Source organism: Moorena sp. SIO1G6, assembly GCF_010672795.1.
GTDB classification, from domain to species: Bacteria; Cyanobacteriota; Cyanobacteriia; order Cyanobacteriales; family Coleofasciculaceae; genus Moorena; species Moorena producens.
Genome location: NZ_JAAHFZ010000001.1, coordinates 308,056 through 327,247, shown reverse-complemented (window position 1 = coordinate 327,247; position 19,192 = coordinate 308,056). Strand labels below are relative to the sequence as shown.

Below are 19,192 nucleotides of genomic sequence, written 5' to 3'. Positions count from 1 at the left end.
GCTTGATTATCTGTCTGGTGCACTGCCCACCCGACATGAACCAAGCAGTAGGGTGGGCAGTGCCTACCAAAGCGCTTTGCAAGCTTGATTATCTGTCTGGTGCACTGCCCACCCGACATGAACCAAGGGTGGGCAGTGCCTACCAAAGCGCTTTGCAAGCTTGATTATCTGTCTGGTGCACTGCCCACCCGACATGAACCAAGCTTATTGATAATGGTGCAAGATTTGAGTATAATTACAAATCAGATTTGAAACTACCCCGCAGGAGCAAGAAAAAAGTACCCTCAAGGGTACTGTCTCCTGAAAATAGTGAGCCTAGGATAGATTTATTGACCGTTGACCGTTGACCGTCAATCATTCAACTTGGCATAGATATCCTCAACAACCTTTAGATCATTTGACTTAAAAAATAGAGACATGAGCGAAACCAATATTTATCAACAAATTTGGGAAAGTGACGAAAACCAATTCTCGGTTAGCACTCGCACTAGCTCCGGAGAATGGGAAGACGAAACTGCTGACATTCTATTAGATGAGCAGGTCAAAGCTAGCGGTCAACGTGAAATCGACTTAGCTACCCGACCCTTATTCTATAAAGTTAATGAAGACAAATTGTTCGATGAAACCCGCACCTATAGCAGTTTCATTAAACTCTTAGATAACTACGCCATCCGCTCTCTTGACCCAGAATTTACTCCTGAGGAAGAAGAACATGAGCAATTAGATTTTATTTCTCTGATTCTCTCTACCAAACCGATCCAACTTGCCCGAAACTATATTAACGAAGAGTTAGGTGAAAATCTTTCGGAGCAGCAATTTAGAATCAAGCTACAGCGAATCTGGTTTGAACACTACACCAATTACTACAAGGGCAAATCAACTCACTTCGCTTCTGGCTTTGAGCATGTATTTGTTGGGGAAGGAAAATACAATATCCGCTCTGGAGATAAACGAGAAACTCTTGGCACCATTTCTGGTTACCATTCATGGGTAAAATTCTACCTAGATGAAAAAAATCAGCGAGTAAATTTTCTCGGCTACAAGTATGACTTACGAGGGAATGAAGGACCGAATAATCCCAACGTTGTCACGTTACAAATGAACCAAAACGTGACTGATATGGGAGGCAATGTTATTGCTAAATTGTTCAAGAAGAAAGGGGGATTTTTTGTTGGACCAAGCCCTGAATGTGAAATCGCGATCGCAACCGTTGCCTATTATGAAAGTATCTATGGCAAAATTCGTGACAAGCGTCGAATTACTATCAATGATGCCACTTACGATTTAGTCCTCTACCGCAGTACCAATCCCAATGGTAGCCGTGGCGAGTTTATTCGTTCCTTCTTTCCCATCTTCCTGAGCAAGGATGGCACAAAAGAACCGGATATGGATCGTCCAGTAGTTGTGCCAGTAGATGATATCATCAAGAATGATGGTGCTGTGATAATCGTAGCCGCATTACCTAATCCAGAAGGCTCCGATGAAGGCGGAAGCGAATGGGTTGAGTTGAAGAATGTGACCAGTGAAGCCATTGACCTCACTGGCTGGGAGATGGCAGATAAACTAGGTCGTCCCCAACTCCTGAGTGGGATTCTTCAGCCCTTAGAAGTTAAGCGCTTCCCAATCACCCGTTTAACTCAATCCTCAATGCAGTTGAGCAATAAATCAGGATTGATCACAGTACGCGATCGCTCCTCCAACCAGATAGCAACAGTTAAATACTCTCGTGCTCGTTCTGGTCACATCTTTCAATTTAATTAGTCATCTCGAGTCAGGTTAATCACTTACTATTTAGGTTCATCGATAATTGTTAATTGTTAATTGTTAATTGTTAATTTTCAATTTCAATTTCAATTATCGATTTTCAATTGACGAAAAACCCAGAATGATAAGTATTCAACCAGACAGGATCGGACTACTTATGTACAGAGCCATCAGGCATAGTTGCGCCCTTGAGGTTAATGCCCTGGCGCTTAGCCCTCCTGATGTCAAAGTTAGCGTCCTTGAGGTTAGCCCCGCCCAGGTTAGCACCATGCAAGCGAGCACCGTTTAGGTTAGCCCCCTCTAGGTTAGCTCCCCACAGGTTAGCCCCCCTAAGGTTAGCTCTCCACAGGTTAGCCCCCTCTAGGTCGGCACCACTAAGATTCGCCCCCTCCAGCTTAGCTTGCTTGAGGTTCTTATCCTGTAGGTTGATATTTGGGAGATTGCAGCCTGGGCATTCTCCACTGCTTAGCAACTGTCTGGCTGGACTGGTGAGCCAGGCATAGGTTATAGCCGATGAAGAAGCAGCCACAAGGCTGAGGGTGGCAAGTTTTACTACTGCCTTTGTTGGTTGTATAGCCCGCAACAGTGTTTTTAGAGGAGTGACATCATTCACTACATCAATCGGCTTCAGGGCTTTTAGGGCAGTTGCTGCATCGGGATAGCGATGTTTGAGGTTAGGTGCCACCATTTTGTCGAGCCAATGAATAAACTGAGGATTTAACTTGGGCAACAGTGGTTTGAAATTAATCCGATAATTATCATCAACTAAGGTGTTGATTTCGCTAGATTTTGTCCCTGTCAGCAAGCAAATCAGGGTTGTCCCTAAGCTATACAGATCAGATGCTTTGGTCAATTGCCGATTAAACATCTGCTCTGGTGGCATAAACCCTACACTACCTTTAACAACGCTACTAAGCGTCACATCCCCACCTGCTATCCGGGCAAAACCGAAATCTACTAGATACACCTTCAAGTTGCCCTGTCTATCAACCAAAATATTTTCTGGTTTAATATCTCGATGAATCACAGGAGGTTGCCGCCGTTGCAAGTAAACCAAGACTTCCAAAACAGCGATCGCAATTTGCTTAACTTCTTCTGGTGTCCAGTGGTAATCTTCCGCGAGGGAAGGTGCTGGTTTATATTCTTGGACTAAGCAAAATCCAGTGGGAGTGTCAAAAGAATCGATATAGCGAGGAATGCTAGGATGATTGAGCTGCTGCAGGAGTTTAATTTCTCGTTCATAAGTGTCATATTCTGCCCAGCTAGTGCCTAATTGGGAAAACTGCAACTGCTTAATCACAACATTTTGCTGAGTCTCCAGTTGTGTCGCCAGGTAGGTGACTCTACCCCCAGCGTGATTTTGTCCTAACTCTTGTTTAATTTCATAGCCCTGGGGGCTAAAGTCTAGATCCTTGCTCATAGTGCTAATTTCAACTTTCCATGTTTGAGAAGCGGATATGATGACCACCGAAGAACACACATCTAATATCTATCCTGGCATATAGTTTTTATACCCAGTTGCTTTCTGTTGTAGCAAATGAGGACAAAATCGGGAGGGGGGAGAGGGGTGAAGAGTGGAAGCTTTGGGGTTGTCAACAATTGTCAGATCATCCCGCAACGGGAGTAAGGCCGATCATTACAATGGCTGATCACTGATAGCTGATTTAATATATATGATTTAATATAGCTGATTTAATATAGCTGATTGCTTACATCCGATTTCCTACCGGGTGACACTACAGCAAATCCAATTACTTCTGTAAACCACTAATTCCGGAAACACTGTTGGTTTCTTGAAAAAAACTAAATAGAAGTGATTCTGGTAGGAAAAAATTCTTTGAAAATTAATCCAAATCATTCCCTATGGGGAAAGCTCCTAAATGGGCGTTATAAAATCATTGAATCTCTAAGTGCTGGGGCATTTGGCAAAACCTATATCGCAGAGGATACCAGACAACAGGGCCATCCCCGCTATGTGATTAAGTATCTTCAGCCCAAAAGCGATGATCCTCAAAAATGGCAATTTCTTAAGCGTCTCTGGCTCAATGAAGCTCAAACCTTGATCAAACTGGGTAGCCATAACCAAATTCCTCGTCTAGTTGATTATTTTGAAGATCACCACGGATTTTACTTAGTTCAAAAGTTAATTATCGGAGAAACTCTTAGTACTGAACTGCCGATCAGCCAAAACAGTAATAAACGCTTTAGGGAAAACCAGTGCATTGAACTATTACAAGATGTTTTAGGCATCCTAGAATTTATTCACCGCCAAGGGATAATTCATAGGGACCTCAAACCCAATAACCTAATCAGACGAGGGTCAGACCGTAGGCTAGTTTTGATTGACTTTGGTGCTGCTGAGCTGATTAATTCAAAGTCAATCAAACTCCATCTGACCAAGATCCCATCGTCTGATCCATCCAGCACAATTCGTCCCTTCGCCTACATACCCCCAGAGCAACTTGCTGGTCAATCCTTTCCTAACAGTGACATTTATTCCCTAGGAATGATTGCGATTCACGCCCTCACAGGCATGACCCCAATGCAATTGGCTGACCCTGAGACTGGTGAGATTGATTGGCGAAAACATGTATCGGTTAGCGATAAAATGGCGTTTGTACTCAACCATATGGTGTCTTACAACAGCGAAGCACGCTATCAGTCAGCAACTGATGCCTTAATCGTACTTAAGACACTGATGTGTACTCAAAGTCCTGAGTTAAAAGTATCTATTGCTAAGTCTGACTCAGAACTGATAACGGAGCACTCACCACTCAGTATCAAGTTTAGTGACAATGACACTCTTGAATTAAACGTGCTAGATACTCAGTCTGACTCAATGGTTACCATTGAACACTCAGCACTGACTAGGGAGTCTAGCTCACAACAATTAAAACAGGCAACGCCATTGTCTGACTCAGGAGTCAAAAATGAGCAGAAAACACTCCTGGAAAAACACTCAAAAAGTAGTAATAACGAATCAAAATTTATTATTCAAGAATCAAAAAGTAGTAATAACGAATCAATAAATAACACTAAAGAATCAAAAAATCTTAATAATAACTTAGCACTTAGCACTGATGAGCCGCCATTAGATTGGAAAGTGTATGTCCGTGAATTCGCCCTGTATAGCTGGCCAAAATTGCCACCTTTACTGAAAGGAATCGGAGTGGGAGCAGCAAGCTCCAATGCTATAGCCATTTTAATCGGACTTTATGCTTTACTGAATGCTTCTGCGTCTCGTTCTGAATTTGATATTCTACAAAAGGCAATCAAACACTATCAAGCCGGTGATTTGGAGGAAGCGATCGCACTAGCAGAATCGATTCCTAGCGATAGCCTGATCTATGAACAATCCCTAAATACGGTTCAACAGTGGCAGCAACAATGGCAAAGTGCTGAAGCTCTGTTTAAGGCTACAGAGCAAGCCTTTGATCAAGGAAGATGGTCAGATGTGCTTGAGGGATACGATAAAATGCCCTCAATTGGCTTTTGGCAAAAGAAGATGGAGCCATTAGTCAAGAAGGCAAAACCTCGCCTTGAGGCAGAAGCCCAAGGGTTATTAAAGCAAGCCTACAAACAAGCATTAGCCCAAGAGTTTACCAATGCGATCGCACTACTCGAACAAATCCATCCAGAAACCCGCACCGGTGCTAAAGTCCAACCAAAGCTGAAGGAATATCAGCAAAAGCAACAGATTCGAGCAGAGTACTTGTTACAAGAAGCCTATGAACAAGGAGGACAGGGTAACTTTATTAAAGCGCTAGTGTATTTGTCTCAAATCCCTAAAGAAACCCCCACCTACCAGAAAGCGAGAATCAAGATAGCTGAGTATTCCCGTAAGCAGCATTTAAAGGAAGAAGTGGAACGACAAGCTGCATTAGCTAGAGCAGTGTTAGAAAAACAAAGGCAATCAGGGGTTAACCAAAAACCGTTGCTCAACGTCAACGTTGAATCAAGCCGTTCCCCACTCAAGCATGGGTTACAGTGGCAAGAAGTCAACCATTAGGATATTATTGCTGACTACTGACTGTTGACTACCGACTGGCTTATATTTACTGGACTGATTATTGTTAACTATTTATTGTTGACTGTAACCTGTACTCAAAACTCCCGACACAACAGTGATTTCAAAAAAATTTGCGAAAGTACTTGCCAGACTTTGTACTTTATGATTATAATCAGTAGATGTGAAGAGCAATTGTTTGGCAATCCTCAGTAGCTCAGCGGTAGAGCGGTCGGCTGTTAACCGATTGGTCGCAAGTTCGAATCTTGCCTGGGGAGTTTAAATTTTCAATATAACACCTCCTGATAGCCTGGAAGTTATTCAAGGTCTAGAGAGTTAGCGTATCAGACTTCCCCTGAAATGCCTTGCCAGTGGATACAAGATTTTTCACTAAGGGGTGGTTCATTGTTGCTCAACCGGACGATAAGCGCGTTTGGGCATGGTAGATTATTGGGACAATCAAGTTTTATACAGGAAATAGCTTCGACCTGATCCCTGAAATTGACATAATCGTGATTTACTGGCCACTAGCCCAGAAATCACGATTAGTGATTGGTGATATCAGATGGTGATCCTTAAAGATTGAAAACTGCGCTCACCTATGCCAAGTAGGTCTGTGAACAAAAAATTCGACAAAACAAGCTAAGCAATGGGATTCCAAAGAAAATCATAAATGGAGGGCTATCTGTGCAGGGGCAGTTTCCTTTGACTACGGTAGGGGCACTTGCCTTAACTACAAGTGGACGAATTTTGATTGTGAAAACCACTAAATGGCGGGGTCAATGGGGTGTACCAGGAGGTAAAGTAGAATGGGGTGAAACCCTCGAAGAGGCACTGCTCAGAGAGTTTCGGGAAGAAGTTGGTCTAGATTTAACTCAGGTACGCTTTGGGTTGCTACAGGAAGCAGTGTTGGACTCACAGTTTGTGCGAGAAGCCCATTTCATCATGGTTAATTACTATGCCTTTTCTGCCAGGGAAACCATCACTCCCAACGAAGAAATTGAGCAATGGGTATGGGTGACTCCCCAAAAAGCTCTGGAGTATCCTCTCAATAGCTACACTCGCCTGTTAATTGAGGAGTATCTGGAAAATAAAATTTATAATCACTATGATATATAACTTTTCTCATAGCTATGAGGTACAGAGATTTTTTTTCTTATTACCTATGCCCTGCTCCGTTCGCGTTTGGCCTACGGCCAAACGCGAACGCGCAGCGTCGGCAAAGCCTAAAGCGTGGCTCACGGCCTTAGCTACCCGATCCGCTGTTCCGGTGATCCGCTGTTTCCTAAAACCCGGAAATTTGTAGCTCACTCGTGAAGAGAATTTCTATATATTATATATTATATAATATAGTAATATTTTAACAATTAAAAATCAAATAAATTAAAAAAAATGTTACATAAAAACCAATATTTAAAATAAACTAAGAGTATCTAAAACCGCTTTAATCTTAGGAACTTCATGAGTTCTAAACAAATCGGTTTTTCCTAATGCTGCTAGCACTGCAAAAAAAGGTTCAGCACTTCTGAATTCTTCTCCAAAACATTCAAAAGCATGGGGGAGGGCATGACACACGGGAAACCCTAATTTCCGAAGACGAAAAGTATTTAAAAAGGTTTTCATTTTAAAACGGATGCGTAGGGCGCTATCTTCGAGATTTTTGTAGTAAAAACCTAACCCGGCATCAACAAAAATTTTCCTAACACCAAGTTGAGTAGCTATTTCAATTTTCTTGGCAAAATAATCATACATTAAGTCGGTTGGGTCGTTGCCAAAATTAAAGTCATCAACTTCTCTGACGTTTTTTCCTTGAACGTAACAAATGATAACCCCAGCATCGAACTCGGATACCTGTTTATAAATTTCCTGATTGTCTTGGGAACCAGTTAAATTGATGATATTTGCTCCAACTTTTAAACATTCCCTAGCCACTTGAGGATAATAGGTTTCAATAGAAGTTAATACACCTTCTTGATGGAGGGCTTCCAGCACAGGCAAAATTTTACTTTGTTGCCTCACATCTTCTACTCTCTCAGAGGTTGTCTGAGAAGTCTCATTTGCTACATCAAAGCCCCCTAAATCCCCCAATTTTGGGGGACTTTTACCAGCAAATAAATTCTTTTTCCCCCCAGAATTGGGGGGATAGGGGGGCAAAATTCAGTATCAAACAACTTTTCAGATATCCTCTCAGCATGGGGCAAAGTAGATTCAGCACCAATATCTACAAAATCCGCTCCTTGGGCTGTTAACATTATGCCACGACGAATCGCTTGTTCTGAACTTAAACAGACACTTTCCCTGTACCAAGAATCACTAGAAAGATTAACTACTCCTAAGATAGCTTTTTGATAATTAAAATTCAAATGTTTGTTGCCAATGGTAAATTCTTCAACTTTTACGTTTAAGGAATCCTTATACTGTTCATTAATTTCGTATAGATGTTCTATAGTAAGCATGTTTATCCTATTAAAAATGTTTTTATCTTCTCTTGATGCAGTCGCTCATGGGGGAAACCCCCAAGACCGCGCTGCATCGCTTGGTAATACTATAAACTCCAGCCGCCAGAAACTTCTACTACTTGTCCTGTGATGTAATCAGCCTCAGGACTGATAAAAAACCAAGCAGCATGGGCTATTTCTGACAATGTAGCAGGGCGTTTTGCTGGTAATTTAGGCATAGCATCCTGCCAATCATCATCGTATTCAAAGGAATTCTCTGCTATTCCTGGAGATACCACGTTGGCAGTAATCTTATCTGTAATTAGCTCTTTAGCAAGGGACTTAGTATAAATAATGATGCCAGTTTTAGCGATCATATAAGCTGTATTAGTACCACGGGCAGTGACATTATGGGCACTGGCAGCACCAATATTAACAATGCGACCCCAACCTGCGGACTTCAGGTAGGGAATTGCGGCTCCAGTGACATAAAAAGTAGTATTGAGGTTGGAATCAATTACAGAATGCCACTCTTCTACTGAGATTTGGCTAGTAGGTTTACTCAAATAGTTGCCCACATTATTAACAACTACCGATAAACCCCCTAGTTGTGCTGCTGCATTTTCTACCAACGACTTGGCTTGATCAGGTTTGGTGATATCTGCTTGTAGGGCGATCCCTTTTACTCCGTGAGTCGCTGCTTCCTGAGAAGCTTGCTTGGCTGCTTGTTCACTGCGGTTATAGTGAAATGCAACATCAAATCCCTTACTAGCTAAATCAATAGCGATCGCTTTTCCAATTCCCACTGCTGATCCGGTCACTAAAGCTTTTTTCAGCATTGTCTTTGTTCACCATTGTTTTTCAGTTTATACTGCTTGATTTACTCCATCAGCATTGTTTTTGTATTGGTTTTAAACCAAATCTATATACAAATCTATAGACTATCATTCATCGGCATTAGGTTAGGTTGCCTTGCCTTATTTTTTTCGGTTGTTATTATAGTCTATCAACCGGATTTGATATCCTAAAAATTAATACCGAGTAACTCCGTAAATATCTAACCTTTCGAGAAGTTGGGATACTTTCATTCCCCAGACTGGTTCTACCCAATCAGGAGCAATTTCGGCCAACGGCACTAACACAAAGGCTCTCTCTCTCATGCGTGGGTGAGGTATTGTTATATCAGGAGTATCTAGAATCAGGTTACCAAACAAGATTAAATCCAAATCTAAGGTTCTTGCTCCCCAATGTTCCACACGAACTCTACCAAACTTTTGCTCTGTTTCTAGCATAGTCTCTAGCAACTTTTGGGGACTTAGTTGTGTGTCCACTAGGGCGCAACCATTGATATAATCTGGTTGCACAGGTCCAATAGGTTTAGTTTTGTACCAACTGGAGCGGGTTTTGACAGTAATGCCTGGAGTTTGATCGAGTTCGATCAGAGCAGCTTCTAATGTGGCTTGAGAATCACCGAGGTTACTACCTAGTGCGATCGCGCTAAGGGTACTTTTCGTAGTTGATAATATTTCGGGATTAGATACCATACAGCTCCTCAAAGAAGAATTTGTGGCAAGCTAATCTTGTACAATATTTTATAATACCATAGAAACATTCAATAGCTCGACAAAAATTTGAAGATCCTATGACAGAGATTTTACCTGCTGATGATCAAGCGGCACGAAATAAAGCAGTTGATTTGCTCAAAAAGGGCGATGTAGTGGTTTTCTCAACCGATACTATTTATGGCATTGGAGCCAGCATTGCTAAGGAATCAGGTATTAAAAAGATCTTCGAGGTGAAATCGCGATCGCCAGATAAACCCCTGATCATTTATGTCGCCAGTTTTGAACAACTGCAACAAGTGACTCAAGAAATTCCTGAAAGTACCATCGAGTCACTCCGTAAAATTTGGCCGGGGGCAATGTCTGGCATCTTCCCCAAGACTGACATTGTGCCACCATTTGTGACATCAGGTAAAGACACAGTAGCAGTCCGAATCCCTAACCATCCCCTTTGTTTGGAATTGGTGCGTCAGGTTGGGGCTCCCCTAGCGGTAACCAGTGCTAACGTTTCAGGGATGGAGACTCAGAAAACAGCCCCTGAAGTAGCTGCACAATTGGGAGAGCGAGTTCCACTGGTTCTGGATGGAGGGCCAAACCCCGAACAACAACCTTCTACCCTGGTTGATTTTACAGGGTCACCGGCTCAGCTATTGCGCGAGGGTGCCTGGTCTTTCTCGAAACTCCGCCAAGCCATTCCTGATTTGCAACCTATCCCTGAAAGCTGAGATTTTTCTCAAGAAGCCGTCGCCAGCTTTGGAAATAATCCCGGTCTACTGAACAGTAGCGCAAATGGCGGCGCTGGTTTTGTATTCCGATTGCATTGCGTCCGTGTAGGATACGGTGGTTGTCAAACATCACCAGATCTCCTGGTTGTAGACCTTGTTTGAGGCAGTATTTCGGATGGGTATAGAGCTGCATTAGCTTTCTGTATGCGGCATAAAATGGCTCGATAATCTCCTCTGGTAAGTCCAAGGGAGCAGGAAATAAATTGCTAATCCGAACTTCCTTCAAATTACCACCACTATCGAGGCAAAAAACTGGACTGCTGAACCGCATATCAATGCGATCGCTATAATATTTTCGGAAGGTAACTTCGTAACGGCACAATAGCTCGAACGCCTCTGAATCCTCCTGACGTAGCACCTCTGCTATTTGGAAACCATCCACAAAGGTAGACTGACCGCTACCATCGTTGTTCGCCATTAAACAGTGGAAAAAAATAATTCCCGGTGGTGCATATTGATAGGCATCATCTGTGTGGGGTATGAGGTTAATTTGGGAGTTAGCAACACTTTTCTGGCTTTCCTCTGGGTCTACAACAATCTCGAACACACGTCCGTAATTGGTTTCCAATAAAGGCCCAAATGACTGGGCGAAGGATTCGAGTTCGATCCTTTGAGGAGGCACGTTTCGCACAAAGCAAATTCCGTAATCCCTCAGGTGTTTTAGTAGTTGTAAGCGACCTGAATCTGCAGTTTGGACTTCTTCATAGGCAATCTGGGGCAGGTTAGTAACAATATTGCTATCCCAAAGAATAGGTCGATGCTGACGATGCTCTCTCTCGGTAGCAGAATAGCAGTGCTGTCGCAACCACTGAGCATTATAGATGCTTTTGTGACCGTCCGGTTTCCATACTATTTCCAGTGCGTTGCTACTATCCCAACGAACTGACAGGGGTTTTATATCTAAGGGAACATCAACGAGCCGAAAACGCTTTTCGCCATGTTTGGGATCCCCACAACCAGAGCAATAACAGTTATCCCGAAGCCAAATATAGTGAAAAGTACTTTGATGACCGTCGCCCCAATCAACGAACATTTTTCTGTGGTCTTGTTGGACTTTGGAGATTTGATATTGTTGGGAAAGGTCAATCGCCAAGTTACTATAACTCATCGCTTTCTTCTTGCTACTACAAGTCCATCATCCGAGTAAAACTTTTATCCCCACCATAAGTTGTACAAGCCTGTTGTAAGACCTCACATAGACGTTCTGAAAATTCTAGAGAGGTTTTAAAGGTTTGATTGAGTTCATTAACTAAACAGGCATCCTTGTGAGCTAAGTTCAACGTAAATGCTGGACCAGGATTACCTTCTAATATAGAGGGAAGCAATTTTTCGGCGACCCAGCTACTACCCGAACCTGCTTGAATCATGTTCGTGAGTTGTTTGGGATCAATTCCTGCTTCTTGTCCTAAAGACAGGACTTCTCCTAGGGCTTTAGTATTGATGAAGCAAAGATAATTAATCAGCAATTTGGAAAGGATGGCATGGGGAAGTGGCCCCACATAATAAATTTGGGAACCAATCGCTTCCAATATCCCTTTGATTTTGTCAAACGTTGCTTCATTTCCCCCCACATACATTGACATTGTTCCTTTCTGAGCTGCTGGTGCGCCTCCAGAAACAGGGGCTGCAATGGAATCAATTTCTCGTTCGGATGCAAGGGCAGAAATCTTGTTCATAATTTCTACGGAATTGGTTCCAGTATCCAGCCAAATCGCTCCAGGGCGGGCATGGGCAATAACTCCAGCATCCCCTAACATCACCGCTTCCAACTGTGTTGGTCCCGGAAGACTGGTCATGACGACATCTGCATCACCTGCTACCTCTGGGATGGAATTGCGCCAACTTGCTCCCGCTGCGATTAAGGCTTCTGCTTTGTCCGGTTGGATGTCGTACACCGAAACATCAAATCCTTTCTTGAGCAGATTGGCAACCATACCACTGCCCATATTACCCAGACCAATAAATCCAATTTGCATGGGAACTTTCTCCTATTTAAACTATCGATGGTATGATTAACCGCTGATTAGCCCTCGTAGGCTTCATCAGCAATTTTCAAGGCATCATCAATGATGGCAAACCCTTCTTCAAGCTGCTCTTCATTAATACAAAGTGGGGGAGACATAAACACCCAATTCCAACGCATCAGACCGTGCAAACCCAACTCCCGAAGCCGAGCAGCCATTTTACCCATCACTACCATTTCGTGGGGTTTAGCATTCCAAGGAGCTAAAGGTTCCCTTGTTTCTCGGTTCTTGACGCACTCAATCAATCCATACAGTCCCAAACTACGGACATCCCCCACTGATGGATGTTTTGCCTTCATTTCCTGTAATTTTTCTGCCATGCGATCGCCCATAATCCGGCTGTTTTCCACCAGATTTTCTTCTTCATAAACCTTCATGGTCGCCAGGGCTGTAGCGCAACCAATGGGATTACCGCTGAATGTTAGCCCACAGACGAAGGGGTTGGTTTCAAAGTGATCAGCGATATGCTGCCGTACTATCACTGCACCCATGGGAACATACCCACAGGTCAGTCCCTTAGCCATTGCCATAATATCGGGAACCACCCCATAATGCTCGATCGCAAACATTTTCCCAGTGCGACCAAAGCCTGCAATAACTTCGTCGCAAATCAGCAAGATGCCGTGCTGATCAGCATATTCCCGTAGGGCTTGCCAGTAGCCATCGGGGGGAATAATAACACCATTGAAACCAGTAATAGTTTCCATCAGGATTGCTGCCACGTTTTCTGGCCCCTCAAACTCAATGGTTTGAATCACGTGATCGATGTAAACTTGGGGATTTCCTTCTGGTGCGTAGCCAAAAGGGCAACGGTAAGCATAGGGGTCGTGAACCCGAACAATCCCGCTAATAGTCGGTTCGTGAGCCAAGCGTCTGGGGTCCCCTCCTGCGATCGCTGCACCGAGGGTAGCGCCATGATAACTGCGATATCGGGTGACAATTTTATGCCTACCCGTGTACAGTCGTGCTATTTTGATGGCATTTTCAATGGCTTCAGCCCCACTCAGGGTAAAGAAAGTCTTGGTCAGATCCCCTGGTGTGATTTCTGCTAACTTAGCCGCTGTTGCGGCACGAATTTCCGTAGCAGTACCGGGATGGGCGAATACAAGCTTATCGGCTTGGTCTTTTATGGCTGCAATCACCTTGGGGTGGCTGTGGCCAATATTCATGTTGACGTACTGACTGGAAAAATCCAGGTAGCGTTTGCCATCTTTATCCCAGAAGTACACACCTTCAGCACGATCCATAACGATGGGATTTTGGATGTTTTTCTGAGGTACCCAGGAAAAAAAGACGTGGTCGCGATGGGTTTTAACAATTTCTTGTGGGTTCATTACTTGAATCTTTCTATTTTGCAACACTTATCATTACCTATTGAAAAACGCCTAATAATTTATTGGGCGTAACTCCAACAAGTTGGCTCTAGGTTTTGAGTACAGGGTAAGGTAGACAAGGAATAAGTAATAAGTAATTAAGTGTGGATAAAATTAGCAATTACCCATTACCCATTACCTATTACCTATTACTTATTACCTATTACCTGACAACAGTGCTATAACTAGGCATTAGGACGGCGATAATGAAATAAGCCCCAAGTAAACAGACCTTGCTGGGCAGATTCAACCCATTGACATAAGCCATTCTTAGAAGATTCTAAAAATTCTGGGGTACATTTTTGGCTGAGTTCGTCGTAATGGGCAATTACCGAATCCCTCAATTTAGTGTAATGAACCAGCAACTGATAGGATTTGTCGATCACGTTGATAGTATCAAAACCCAGGCTTTCGGCTTTACTGGTATAGGAATGGAAAGAACCCAAACGCTCGTGAAGAATATTAAGCCGTTCAAGTGAATCCTTTAAGGCTCCATCTACACAATCATCTGCTTGCAGAATATCCATGAACATTAACTGTCCACCTGGTTTGAGTACCCGATAGGCTTCTTCTAGGACGCGATCTTGCCCGTCAGAGTGGAACAGGGCATCCTGAGACCAAACTAGGTCAAAACTGCCATCCTCAAAAGGAATGTCTTTAAAATTGCCATACACAATGTCAATCAGATTGTCAAGACCCTGTTCACGATTGCGTCGCTCATTTTCCTGATTTTGCTCCTCGCTAATGTTGAGACAGGTGACATGACAGCCATATTTGCCAGCTAAATGCCGTGCGGCTGGCCCATATCCAGAACCCAGGTCAAGCACCCGGAAATCGGGATTGATGTTCTGGACTTGTTCTCCCATCCACTCAGTGGTTTTGGCCATACCTTCTGCAATGGGACGGTCTGGATCGTCCTCGTACATCCCTAAATTTAAGGTGTCGCTGCCAATGGCAATTTCATACAAATTACGAGCATTTTCACTGTTGTAATGTACTCTGGCGCGTTCTGTGGCTTGTTCAGAGTTTGCTGTTGTTGTGGTCATGATATGGATCTATAGCTGATGTTTTCAGAGTTTGATGTGCAGGAAATTCAGAGAAACCCTGGATTGAGAATTAATTTTGAAGTTGGTATTGGGATTCGAGGGCAAACCTGTCCCCATCTTGCTCATAAATCGAATCGATGTGGGGATGAAGGCGACATAACCGACTGACTTCATCTTTAACCTTTGCAATGGTATTAACTGTCGGTTCGCTGCTCAGCATTTTATCTATTAGTTCGGCAATGCAATGGATTTCCTCAGAACTAAATCCCCGGGTTGTGATTGCGGATGTTCCTACCCGGATACCGCTACAGACGTTAGGCTTCTGGGAATCGTAGGGAAGCAAGTTTTTGTTGACAGTAATCCTGACGCTAGCTAAGCGATCTTCGGCTTCTTTACCGGTGATACCTTTCTCAGTGAGATCGAGAAGCATCAGATGGTTATCCGTACCGCCAGAAACCAGGCGGAATCCCCTTGACTTCAAATCTTCTGCTAATATCCTGGAATTTTCGAGGTTTTGACGTTGATAGGCAGCAAAGCTGTCAGACATGGCTTCTTTGAGCATTACAGCTTTTGCAGCGATCGCATGGACATGTACAGCGCCTTGTACCCCAGGAAAGACTGCACTATCAATCTTGCGAGCAAATTCTGGTGCGGAATGTTGCCCCAGCAAGATCATGCCACTACGGGGTCCACGCATGGTTTTCTGGGTGCTGGTGGTGACGAAATGAGCATGGGGAACGGGAGAAGGATGTAATCCGGCTGCAACTAATCCTGAGATGTGGGCAATATCAGCCAATAAATAGGCTCCGACTTGATCAGCAATCTCCCGAAAGCGTTGGAAATCAATGATGCGGGGATAGGAACTCGCACCCGCAATAATCAGTTTGGGACGAATATCTTGAGCTTGGGCGAGAATCCGATCGTAGTCCAAACGCTCAGTATCTCGATCAACTTGGTAAAAATGACAATCGTAGATCTTACCTGTCATGGTAAATTTCGCACCATGGCTCAGATGTCCTCCATGACCGAGATCCATCCCTAAGATGCGATCGCCCGGTTTCAGGACAGTCAGATAAACTGCATGATTGGCTTGAGACCCTGTGTAGGGTTCAAGATTGGCGTGAGCGGCTCCAAATAATTCCTTAGCACGGTCAATTGCTAAGTTTTCCAACTCGTCAATATTCTCACAGCCGCTAAAGTAGCGACGACCTGGATATCCTTCAGCCACCTTATTGGTCAAAATCGAGCCAGTGGCTTCTAGCACAGCGCGACTAACGAAGTTAGCTGACGCAATTAATTCAATATTGTCTTTTTGCCTTTGGTTTTCCCGCTCAATAATCGCAAAGACCTCTGGATCTACGGAATTTAAACCTAAACCATGGTTGTTCAGTTGCGTTTTGTCTTGGGAAACAGTCAATTTTTTTCTCCTTAAACTATTCTTAATCTCGGATTTCCTCTGTTGACAAAAAAATTATCAATCCAATAACCTAGCAATGAATACTTTTGCTTCAACTGACTATTGAAGCTTGCCGTTAATTTAGCGATCGCTGGTAATGGCTATGTTTTTTTTCGGTCGGATAGTTAAAAATTAGGGAAACCGCTTTATGGGACTTGGTTTGAACGAATTTTGTTAATTCATTGTGTTGTGAATTTAGATTGCCAGTGATTAGCTTAACACAAAAAAATCCGGTAATAGATGTTGTAGTAGTAGCTTGTAATTATCCTGTTGATGATCATAGAACATCAGAAATCACTACGGTCAGCTGCATCTATTCGATTTTCTCATAACATGAGCATGTTCGAACAATAGCATTACATTTCTTAGCAATATTAGCCACCTCGAAGAGCTCCGCTGGATGTTGCTTCTCCCGGATTTGCTGATGAAATGAGCATCATCTAAAAATAGTGTTAAATTTCTTAGATATCCCCCAGGAACCCCTATGGGGTGCGCGGAAGTTTGGCCAAAAGTGTGCAAGAGCCAATTTTTGGGTCAGATGGTAACCATTGTTTTGCCAACACCCCCTTTCTGGTTTGCGAGCACTACTATCATGCTTCAGCAAGATAAATGGTTGATTTATTAGCAAGCAAATACTATATATTACCAGCAATATGACCGGTAAACTTGAAATAAACTGATAAATTTATATTTATTTGAGTTCAATTTGTTAATTTATTAACAAATTGAAATAATCCCCATCGGTTAATACTAAGTTGTGGTCAAATCTACAACTTTTTGTTCCGCTAATCTGCCAATCTGCCAATTTTCCTATCAAACCAATCTACTCTCTTTGAATGCAACTCGGTATTAGAGGACGTTTAAGAAATAGTAAAGCTTTGATGGCGTAGTCTGTCAGTACAGAAATACCATGACTAAGTGAGGATAGCTGGTGGATACCCTATGTTTAGCTCTAATGGGTGAGAACTCCTATATAATAATAATCGCTCTCGACATAGCTTCTGGAGCTGAGATGACCCGACCAATTAAGCAGCTTTGTTTATGACCGAAAGTTTTTAACTTATTAATACATTGATCAGCTTTTTCGGCTGGAATATATGCTAGGAGTCCGCCAGAGGTTTGAGGGTCAAATAACAACTGGTAGTTAGCTAAATGACTAACCTCTAATGAATTCTTGATGTAGATAGACGAACGGAAATTTTTAGGGAGAATAGAACTAGTTATTCCTGCTTGCACAGTTTCTATTGCTCCTGGTAAAATCGGAATCGCTGCTAACTCTAATTCCACGCTGACGTTTGAGGCGTTAACCATTTCCAGGAGATGCCCTAACAGTCCAAATCCAGTAATATCAGTACAAGCTGTTGCGCCACATTCACGAAAGACTTGGGCACTGGTTTGATTGGATAGTAACATCGATTCCACTGCCTGCTCAATCCAGGGACCTTTGGCTTGATAGCGCATATTAGCAGCAAAGAGAGTTCCTGTCCCAATGGCTTTAGTCTCCCTTTGCTTTTTGGGCTTTTGGTATGTCAGTCCCCGACTCAGCAAGGTTTGGTCTCCCCGTACTCAGGAACTTTTGGGAGATATTGCCCAAAGGTCATTACCACCATAAATTAATGGACTGCAATTCCCACAGTTATTGACTCTCTCCATCCAAACCCTTGCCATGTCGATACTAGCGATTGCTGGTGCTGGTATTGCTGGGATGGTGCTGTCTTTTCCAGCAGCCCATAATTTTATCCTTCCCGGTGGATTGCTCAATCCCAATCCCAAGGGATTAACTATTGCGTCGGTACAAGGTTGGACAATACTGGTGCTAACTCGGATAGTCCTACTCTTTTGCCGAGCCATTCCCGCACCGATTTGGGCAATAGTAGCGCTGTTTGTCCTGTTTCCTGGAATTTTACCCGGTGCGATCGCACTCGGATTAAACAACCTCGGTATTCTAGGCAGATTAATGACAGAAACCAATGAAAACCTGGACAAGTCTCCTTTAGAAGCCTTAAAAGCCCAGGGAACTCCAGGAACCCTGCTATTTCTCTATGGAATACTGCCGATTAACTTGCCCCGTTTCCTAGCTTATATCCTCTATCGCTGGGAAGTCTGCATCCGGGAGACTGTCATGGTCGGATTAGTAGGAGCTGGAGGGTTAGGTCTATTGCTGACCGAGCAATTGAGTAGCTTTGACTATAGCAGTGTAGTGGTAACCAGTAACCCCAGATTTCTCACAAACTTGAGAAACCATGACTAGGACAAAGTATTTCGACACAACTATACCGATATCAAAATCCTTGATCTCCCAAATTCTTCCCCATACTTGAATTAACTTGAATTAACTTCACCGCATCACCCCATCACCCTATCACCCCATCACCCCATCTCTGAGTGAACCAACTCTCTAGCTATTTTTATTCGCACAAAAGAAACTATTTGTCGATGATTTACGTCACCTGACCTTATGACAATTGTCACAACCCCTATTACCACAGGATCACCTACGATCGAAGAAAAATTCAGGATACTGAAGATAGGGGTAACTACTTAATGACGTTACTACTAGATGACGTTGCTACTAGAGGAGTGTAAAATGTTAGAAAAACTTATCTTAGCTATAACCTTCACCTTAGTACTTTATTTATCTTCAGATTTCGGTTTAATCAGCACCGACTCAACATCTTCTGCTCCTCCGGCATCAGACCTGACAGAGGAAGTTGTGAGTCACTTACCATCAAACTGAC

General features: G+C 43.2%; 16 protein-coding genes, 1 tRNA gene and 2 pseudogenes. 7 read left to right on the top strand and 12 right to left on the bottom strand.

Annotated elements, in window-relative coordinates; all coding sequences use genetic code 11:
• The first annotated feature begins 417 nt into the window (after positions 1-417).
• Positions 418-1,761: a lamin tail domain-containing protein gene (locus tag F6K63_RS01500; RefSeq protein ID WP_008184302.1), complete on the top strand. Its 1,344-nt coding sequence runs from the start codon at positions 418-420 to the stop codon at positions 1,759-1,761.
• A gap of 154 nt (positions 1,762-1,915) precedes the next feature.
• On the opposite strand, the gene F6K63_RS01495 is transcribed toward F6K63_RS01500, so the two are convergent.
• Positions 1,916-3,184 (bottom strand): serine/threonine-protein kinase, encoded by a 1,269-nt coding sequence (locus F6K63_RS01495; RefSeq protein WP_008184304.1) that lies wholly within the window; start codon positions 3,182-3,184, stop codon positions 1,916-1,918.
• A gap of 417 nt (positions 3,185-3,601) precedes the next feature.
• On the opposite strand from F6K63_RS01495, the gene F6K63_RS01490 reads away from it, so the two are divergent.
• From F6K63_RS01490 to F6K63_RS01480, 3 genes are all read left to right on the top strand, one after another.
• On the top strand, positions 3,602-5,773 hold the full coding sequence (locus F6K63_RS01490) for a serine/threonine-protein kinase (RefSeq protein WP_287310480.1): 2,172 nt from the start codon (positions 3,602-3,604) through the stop codon (positions 5,771-5,773).
• A gap of 203 nt (positions 5,774-5,976) precedes the next feature.
• A tRNA-Asn gene (locus F6K63_RS01485) sits at positions 5,977-6,048 on the top strand.
• Between the two features lie 409 nt (positions 6,049-6,457).
• Positions 6,458-6,889, top strand: a complete 432-nt coding sequence (locus F6K63_RS01480; RefSeq protein WP_044493200.1) for an NUDIX domain-containing protein — start codon at positions 6,458-6,460, stop codon at positions 6,887-6,889.
• Positions 6,890-6,901: 12 nt separating this feature from the next.
• Here F6K63_RS01480 and F6K63_RS01475 read toward each other — a convergent pair whose 3' ends face one another.
• The 5 genes from F6K63_RS01475 to folK form a co-directional block, all read right to left on the bottom strand.
• The gene (locus F6K63_RS01475) at positions 6,902-7,081 is read right to left on the bottom strand and encodes a hypothetical protein (protein ID WP_287247995.1); all 180 of its coding nucleotides are present in this window, start codon (positions 7,079-7,081) and stop codon (positions 6,902-6,904) included.
• 102 nt (positions 7,082-7,183) lie between these two features.
• Positions 7,184-7,858, bottom strand: coding sequence for a dihydropteroate synthase (locus tag F6K63_RS01470; RefSeq protein ID WP_287310478.1), 675 nt, complete (start codon positions 7,856-7,858; stop codon positions 7,184-7,186).
• Positions 7,846-8,226, bottom strand: a complete 381-nt coding sequence (locus F6K63_RS01465; RefSeq protein WP_287310476.1) for a dihydropteroate synthase — start codon at positions 8,224-8,226, stop codon at positions 7,846-7,848. Before F6K63_RS01465 ends, F6K63_RS01470 begins: the two co-directional genes overlap by 13 nt.
• Before the next feature lie 89 nt (positions 8,227-8,315).
• Positions 8,316-9,047, bottom strand: coding sequence for a bifunctional dihydropteridine reductase/dihydrofolate reductase TmpR (gene tmpR / locus F6K63_RS01460; protein WP_008184320.1), 732 nt, complete (start codon positions 9,045-9,047; stop codon positions 8,316-8,318).
• 192 nt (positions 9,048-9,239) lie between these two features.
• Entirely contained in the window at positions 9,240-9,752 is a 513-nt protein-coding gene (gene folK, locus F6K63_RS01455; protein ID WP_008184322.1) for a 2-amino-4-hydroxy-6-hydroxymethyldihydropteridine diphosphokinase, read from the bottom strand.
• Positions 9,753-9,850: 98 nt separating this feature from the next.
• Here folK and F6K63_RS01450 point away from each other — a divergent pair, with 98 nt between their 5' ends.
• Positions 9,851-10,495: an L-threonylcarbamoyladenylate synthase gene (locus tag F6K63_RS01450; RefSeq protein ID WP_008184324.1), complete on the top strand. Its 645-nt coding sequence runs from the start codon at positions 9,851-9,853 to the stop codon at positions 10,493-10,495.
• On the opposite strand, the gene F6K63_RS01445 is transcribed toward F6K63_RS01450, so the two are convergent.
• The 6 genes and pseudogenes from F6K63_RS01445 to F6K63_RS01420 form a co-directional block, all read right to left on the bottom strand.
• A complete protein-coding gene (locus tag F6K63_RS01445; protein WP_287310474.1) occupies positions 10,479-11,663 on the bottom strand; it encodes a TauD/TfdA family dioxygenase in 1,185 nt (394 codons plus the stop codon). The two genes, F6K63_RS01450 and F6K63_RS01445, sit on opposite strands and share 17 nt — an antisense overlap.
• Positions 11,664-11,679: 16 nt before the next feature.
• Positions 11,680-12,531, bottom strand: a complete 852-nt coding sequence (locus F6K63_RS01440) for an NAD(P)-dependent oxidoreductase (protein ID WP_287310472.1) — start codon at positions 12,529-12,531, stop codon at positions 11,680-11,682.
• Positions 12,532-12,578: 47 nt separating this feature from the next.
• Complete coding sequence (locus tag F6K63_RS01435) at positions 12,579-13,913, bottom strand: aminotransferase class III-fold pyridoxal phosphate-dependent enzyme (RefSeq protein ID WP_287310470.1); 1,335 nt, start codon at positions 13,911-13,913, stop codon at positions 12,579-12,581.
• 224 nt (positions 13,914-14,137) lie between these two features.
• On the bottom strand, positions 14,138-14,998 hold the full coding sequence (locus F6K63_RS01430; protein WP_287310468.1) for an SAM-dependent methyltransferase: 861 nt from the start codon (positions 14,996-14,998) through the stop codon (positions 14,138-14,140).
• A 70-nt stretch (positions 14,999-15,068) separates the two neighbouring features.
• Positions 15,069-16,415: a serine hydroxymethyltransferase gene (glyA, locus tag F6K63_RS01425; protein ID WP_287310466.1), complete on the bottom strand. Its 1,347-nt coding sequence runs from the start codon at positions 16,413-16,415 to the stop codon at positions 15,069-15,071.
• A 1,008-nt stretch (positions 16,416-17,423) separates the two neighbouring features.
• Positions 17,424-17,822, bottom strand: a pseudogene (locus F6K63_RS01420) (AIR synthase-related protein); the annotation flags it as partial.
• Positions 17,823-17,946: 124 nt separating this feature from the next.
• Here F6K63_RS01420 and F6K63_RS01415 point away from each other — a divergent pair.
• Both F6K63_RS01415 and F6K63_RS01410 read left to right on the top strand, forming a co-directional pair.
• Positions 17,947-18,663 (top strand): annotated as a pseudogene (locus F6K63_RS01415) (PhnE/PtxC family ABC transporter permease); the annotation flags it as partial.
• Between the two features lie 378 nt (positions 18,664-19,041).
• The gene (locus F6K63_RS01410; RefSeq protein ID WP_287256278.1) at positions 19,042-19,191 is read left to right on the top strand and encodes a QAALIT motif small membrane protein; all 150 of its coding nucleotides are present in this window, start codon (positions 19,042-19,044) and stop codon (positions 19,189-19,191) included.
• Position 19,192 lies beyond the last annotated feature (1 nt).

What these genes read in the sequence shown, in the direction of transcription:
- F6K63_RS01440 (WP_287310472.1), bottom strand. Translation starts at nt 12,531, where the DNA reads ATGCAAATTGGATTTATTGGTCTGGGTAATATGGGCAGTGGTATGGTT.
- tmpR (WP_008184320.1), bottom strand. Translation starts at nt 9,047, where the DNA reads ATGCTGAAAAAAGCTTTAGTGACCGGATCAGCAGTGGGAATTGGAAAA.
- F6K63_RS01410 (WP_287256278.1), top strand. Translation starts at nt 19,042, where the DNA reads ATGTTAGAAAAACTTATCTTAGCTATAACCTTCACCTTAGTACTTTAT.
- F6K63_RS01435 (WP_287310470.1), bottom strand. Translation starts at nt 13,913, where the DNA reads ATGAACCCACAAGAAATTGTTAAAACCCATCGCGACCACGTCTTTTTT.
- F6K63_RS01495 (WP_008184304.1), bottom strand. Translation starts at nt 3,184, where the DNA reads ATGAGCAAGGATCTAGACTTTAGCCCCCAGGGCTATGAAATTAAACAA.
- F6K63_RS01500 (WP_008184302.1), top strand. Translation starts at nt 418, where the DNA reads ATGAGCGAAACCAATATTTATCAACAAATTTGGGAAAGTGACGAAAAC.
- F6K63_RS01430 (WP_287310468.1), bottom strand. Translation starts at nt 14,998, where the DNA reads ATGACCACAACAACAGCAAACTCTGAACAAGCCACAGAACGCGCCAGA.
- F6K63_RS01465 (WP_287310476.1), bottom strand. Translation starts at nt 8,226, where the DNA reads ATGCTTACTATAGAACATCTATACGAAATTAATGAACAGTATAAGGAT.
- F6K63_RS01450 (WP_008184324.1), top strand. Translation starts at nt 9,851, where the DNA reads ATGACAGAGATTTTACCTGCTGATGATCAAGCGGCACGAAATAAAGCA.
- F6K63_RS01445 (WP_287310474.1), bottom strand. Translation starts at nt 11,663, where the DNA reads ATGAGTTATAGTAACTTGGCGATTGACCTTTCCCAACAATATCAAATC.
- folK (WP_008184322.1), bottom strand. Translation starts at nt 9,752, where the DNA reads ATGGTATCTAATCCCGAAATATTATCAACTACGAAAAGTACCCTTAGC.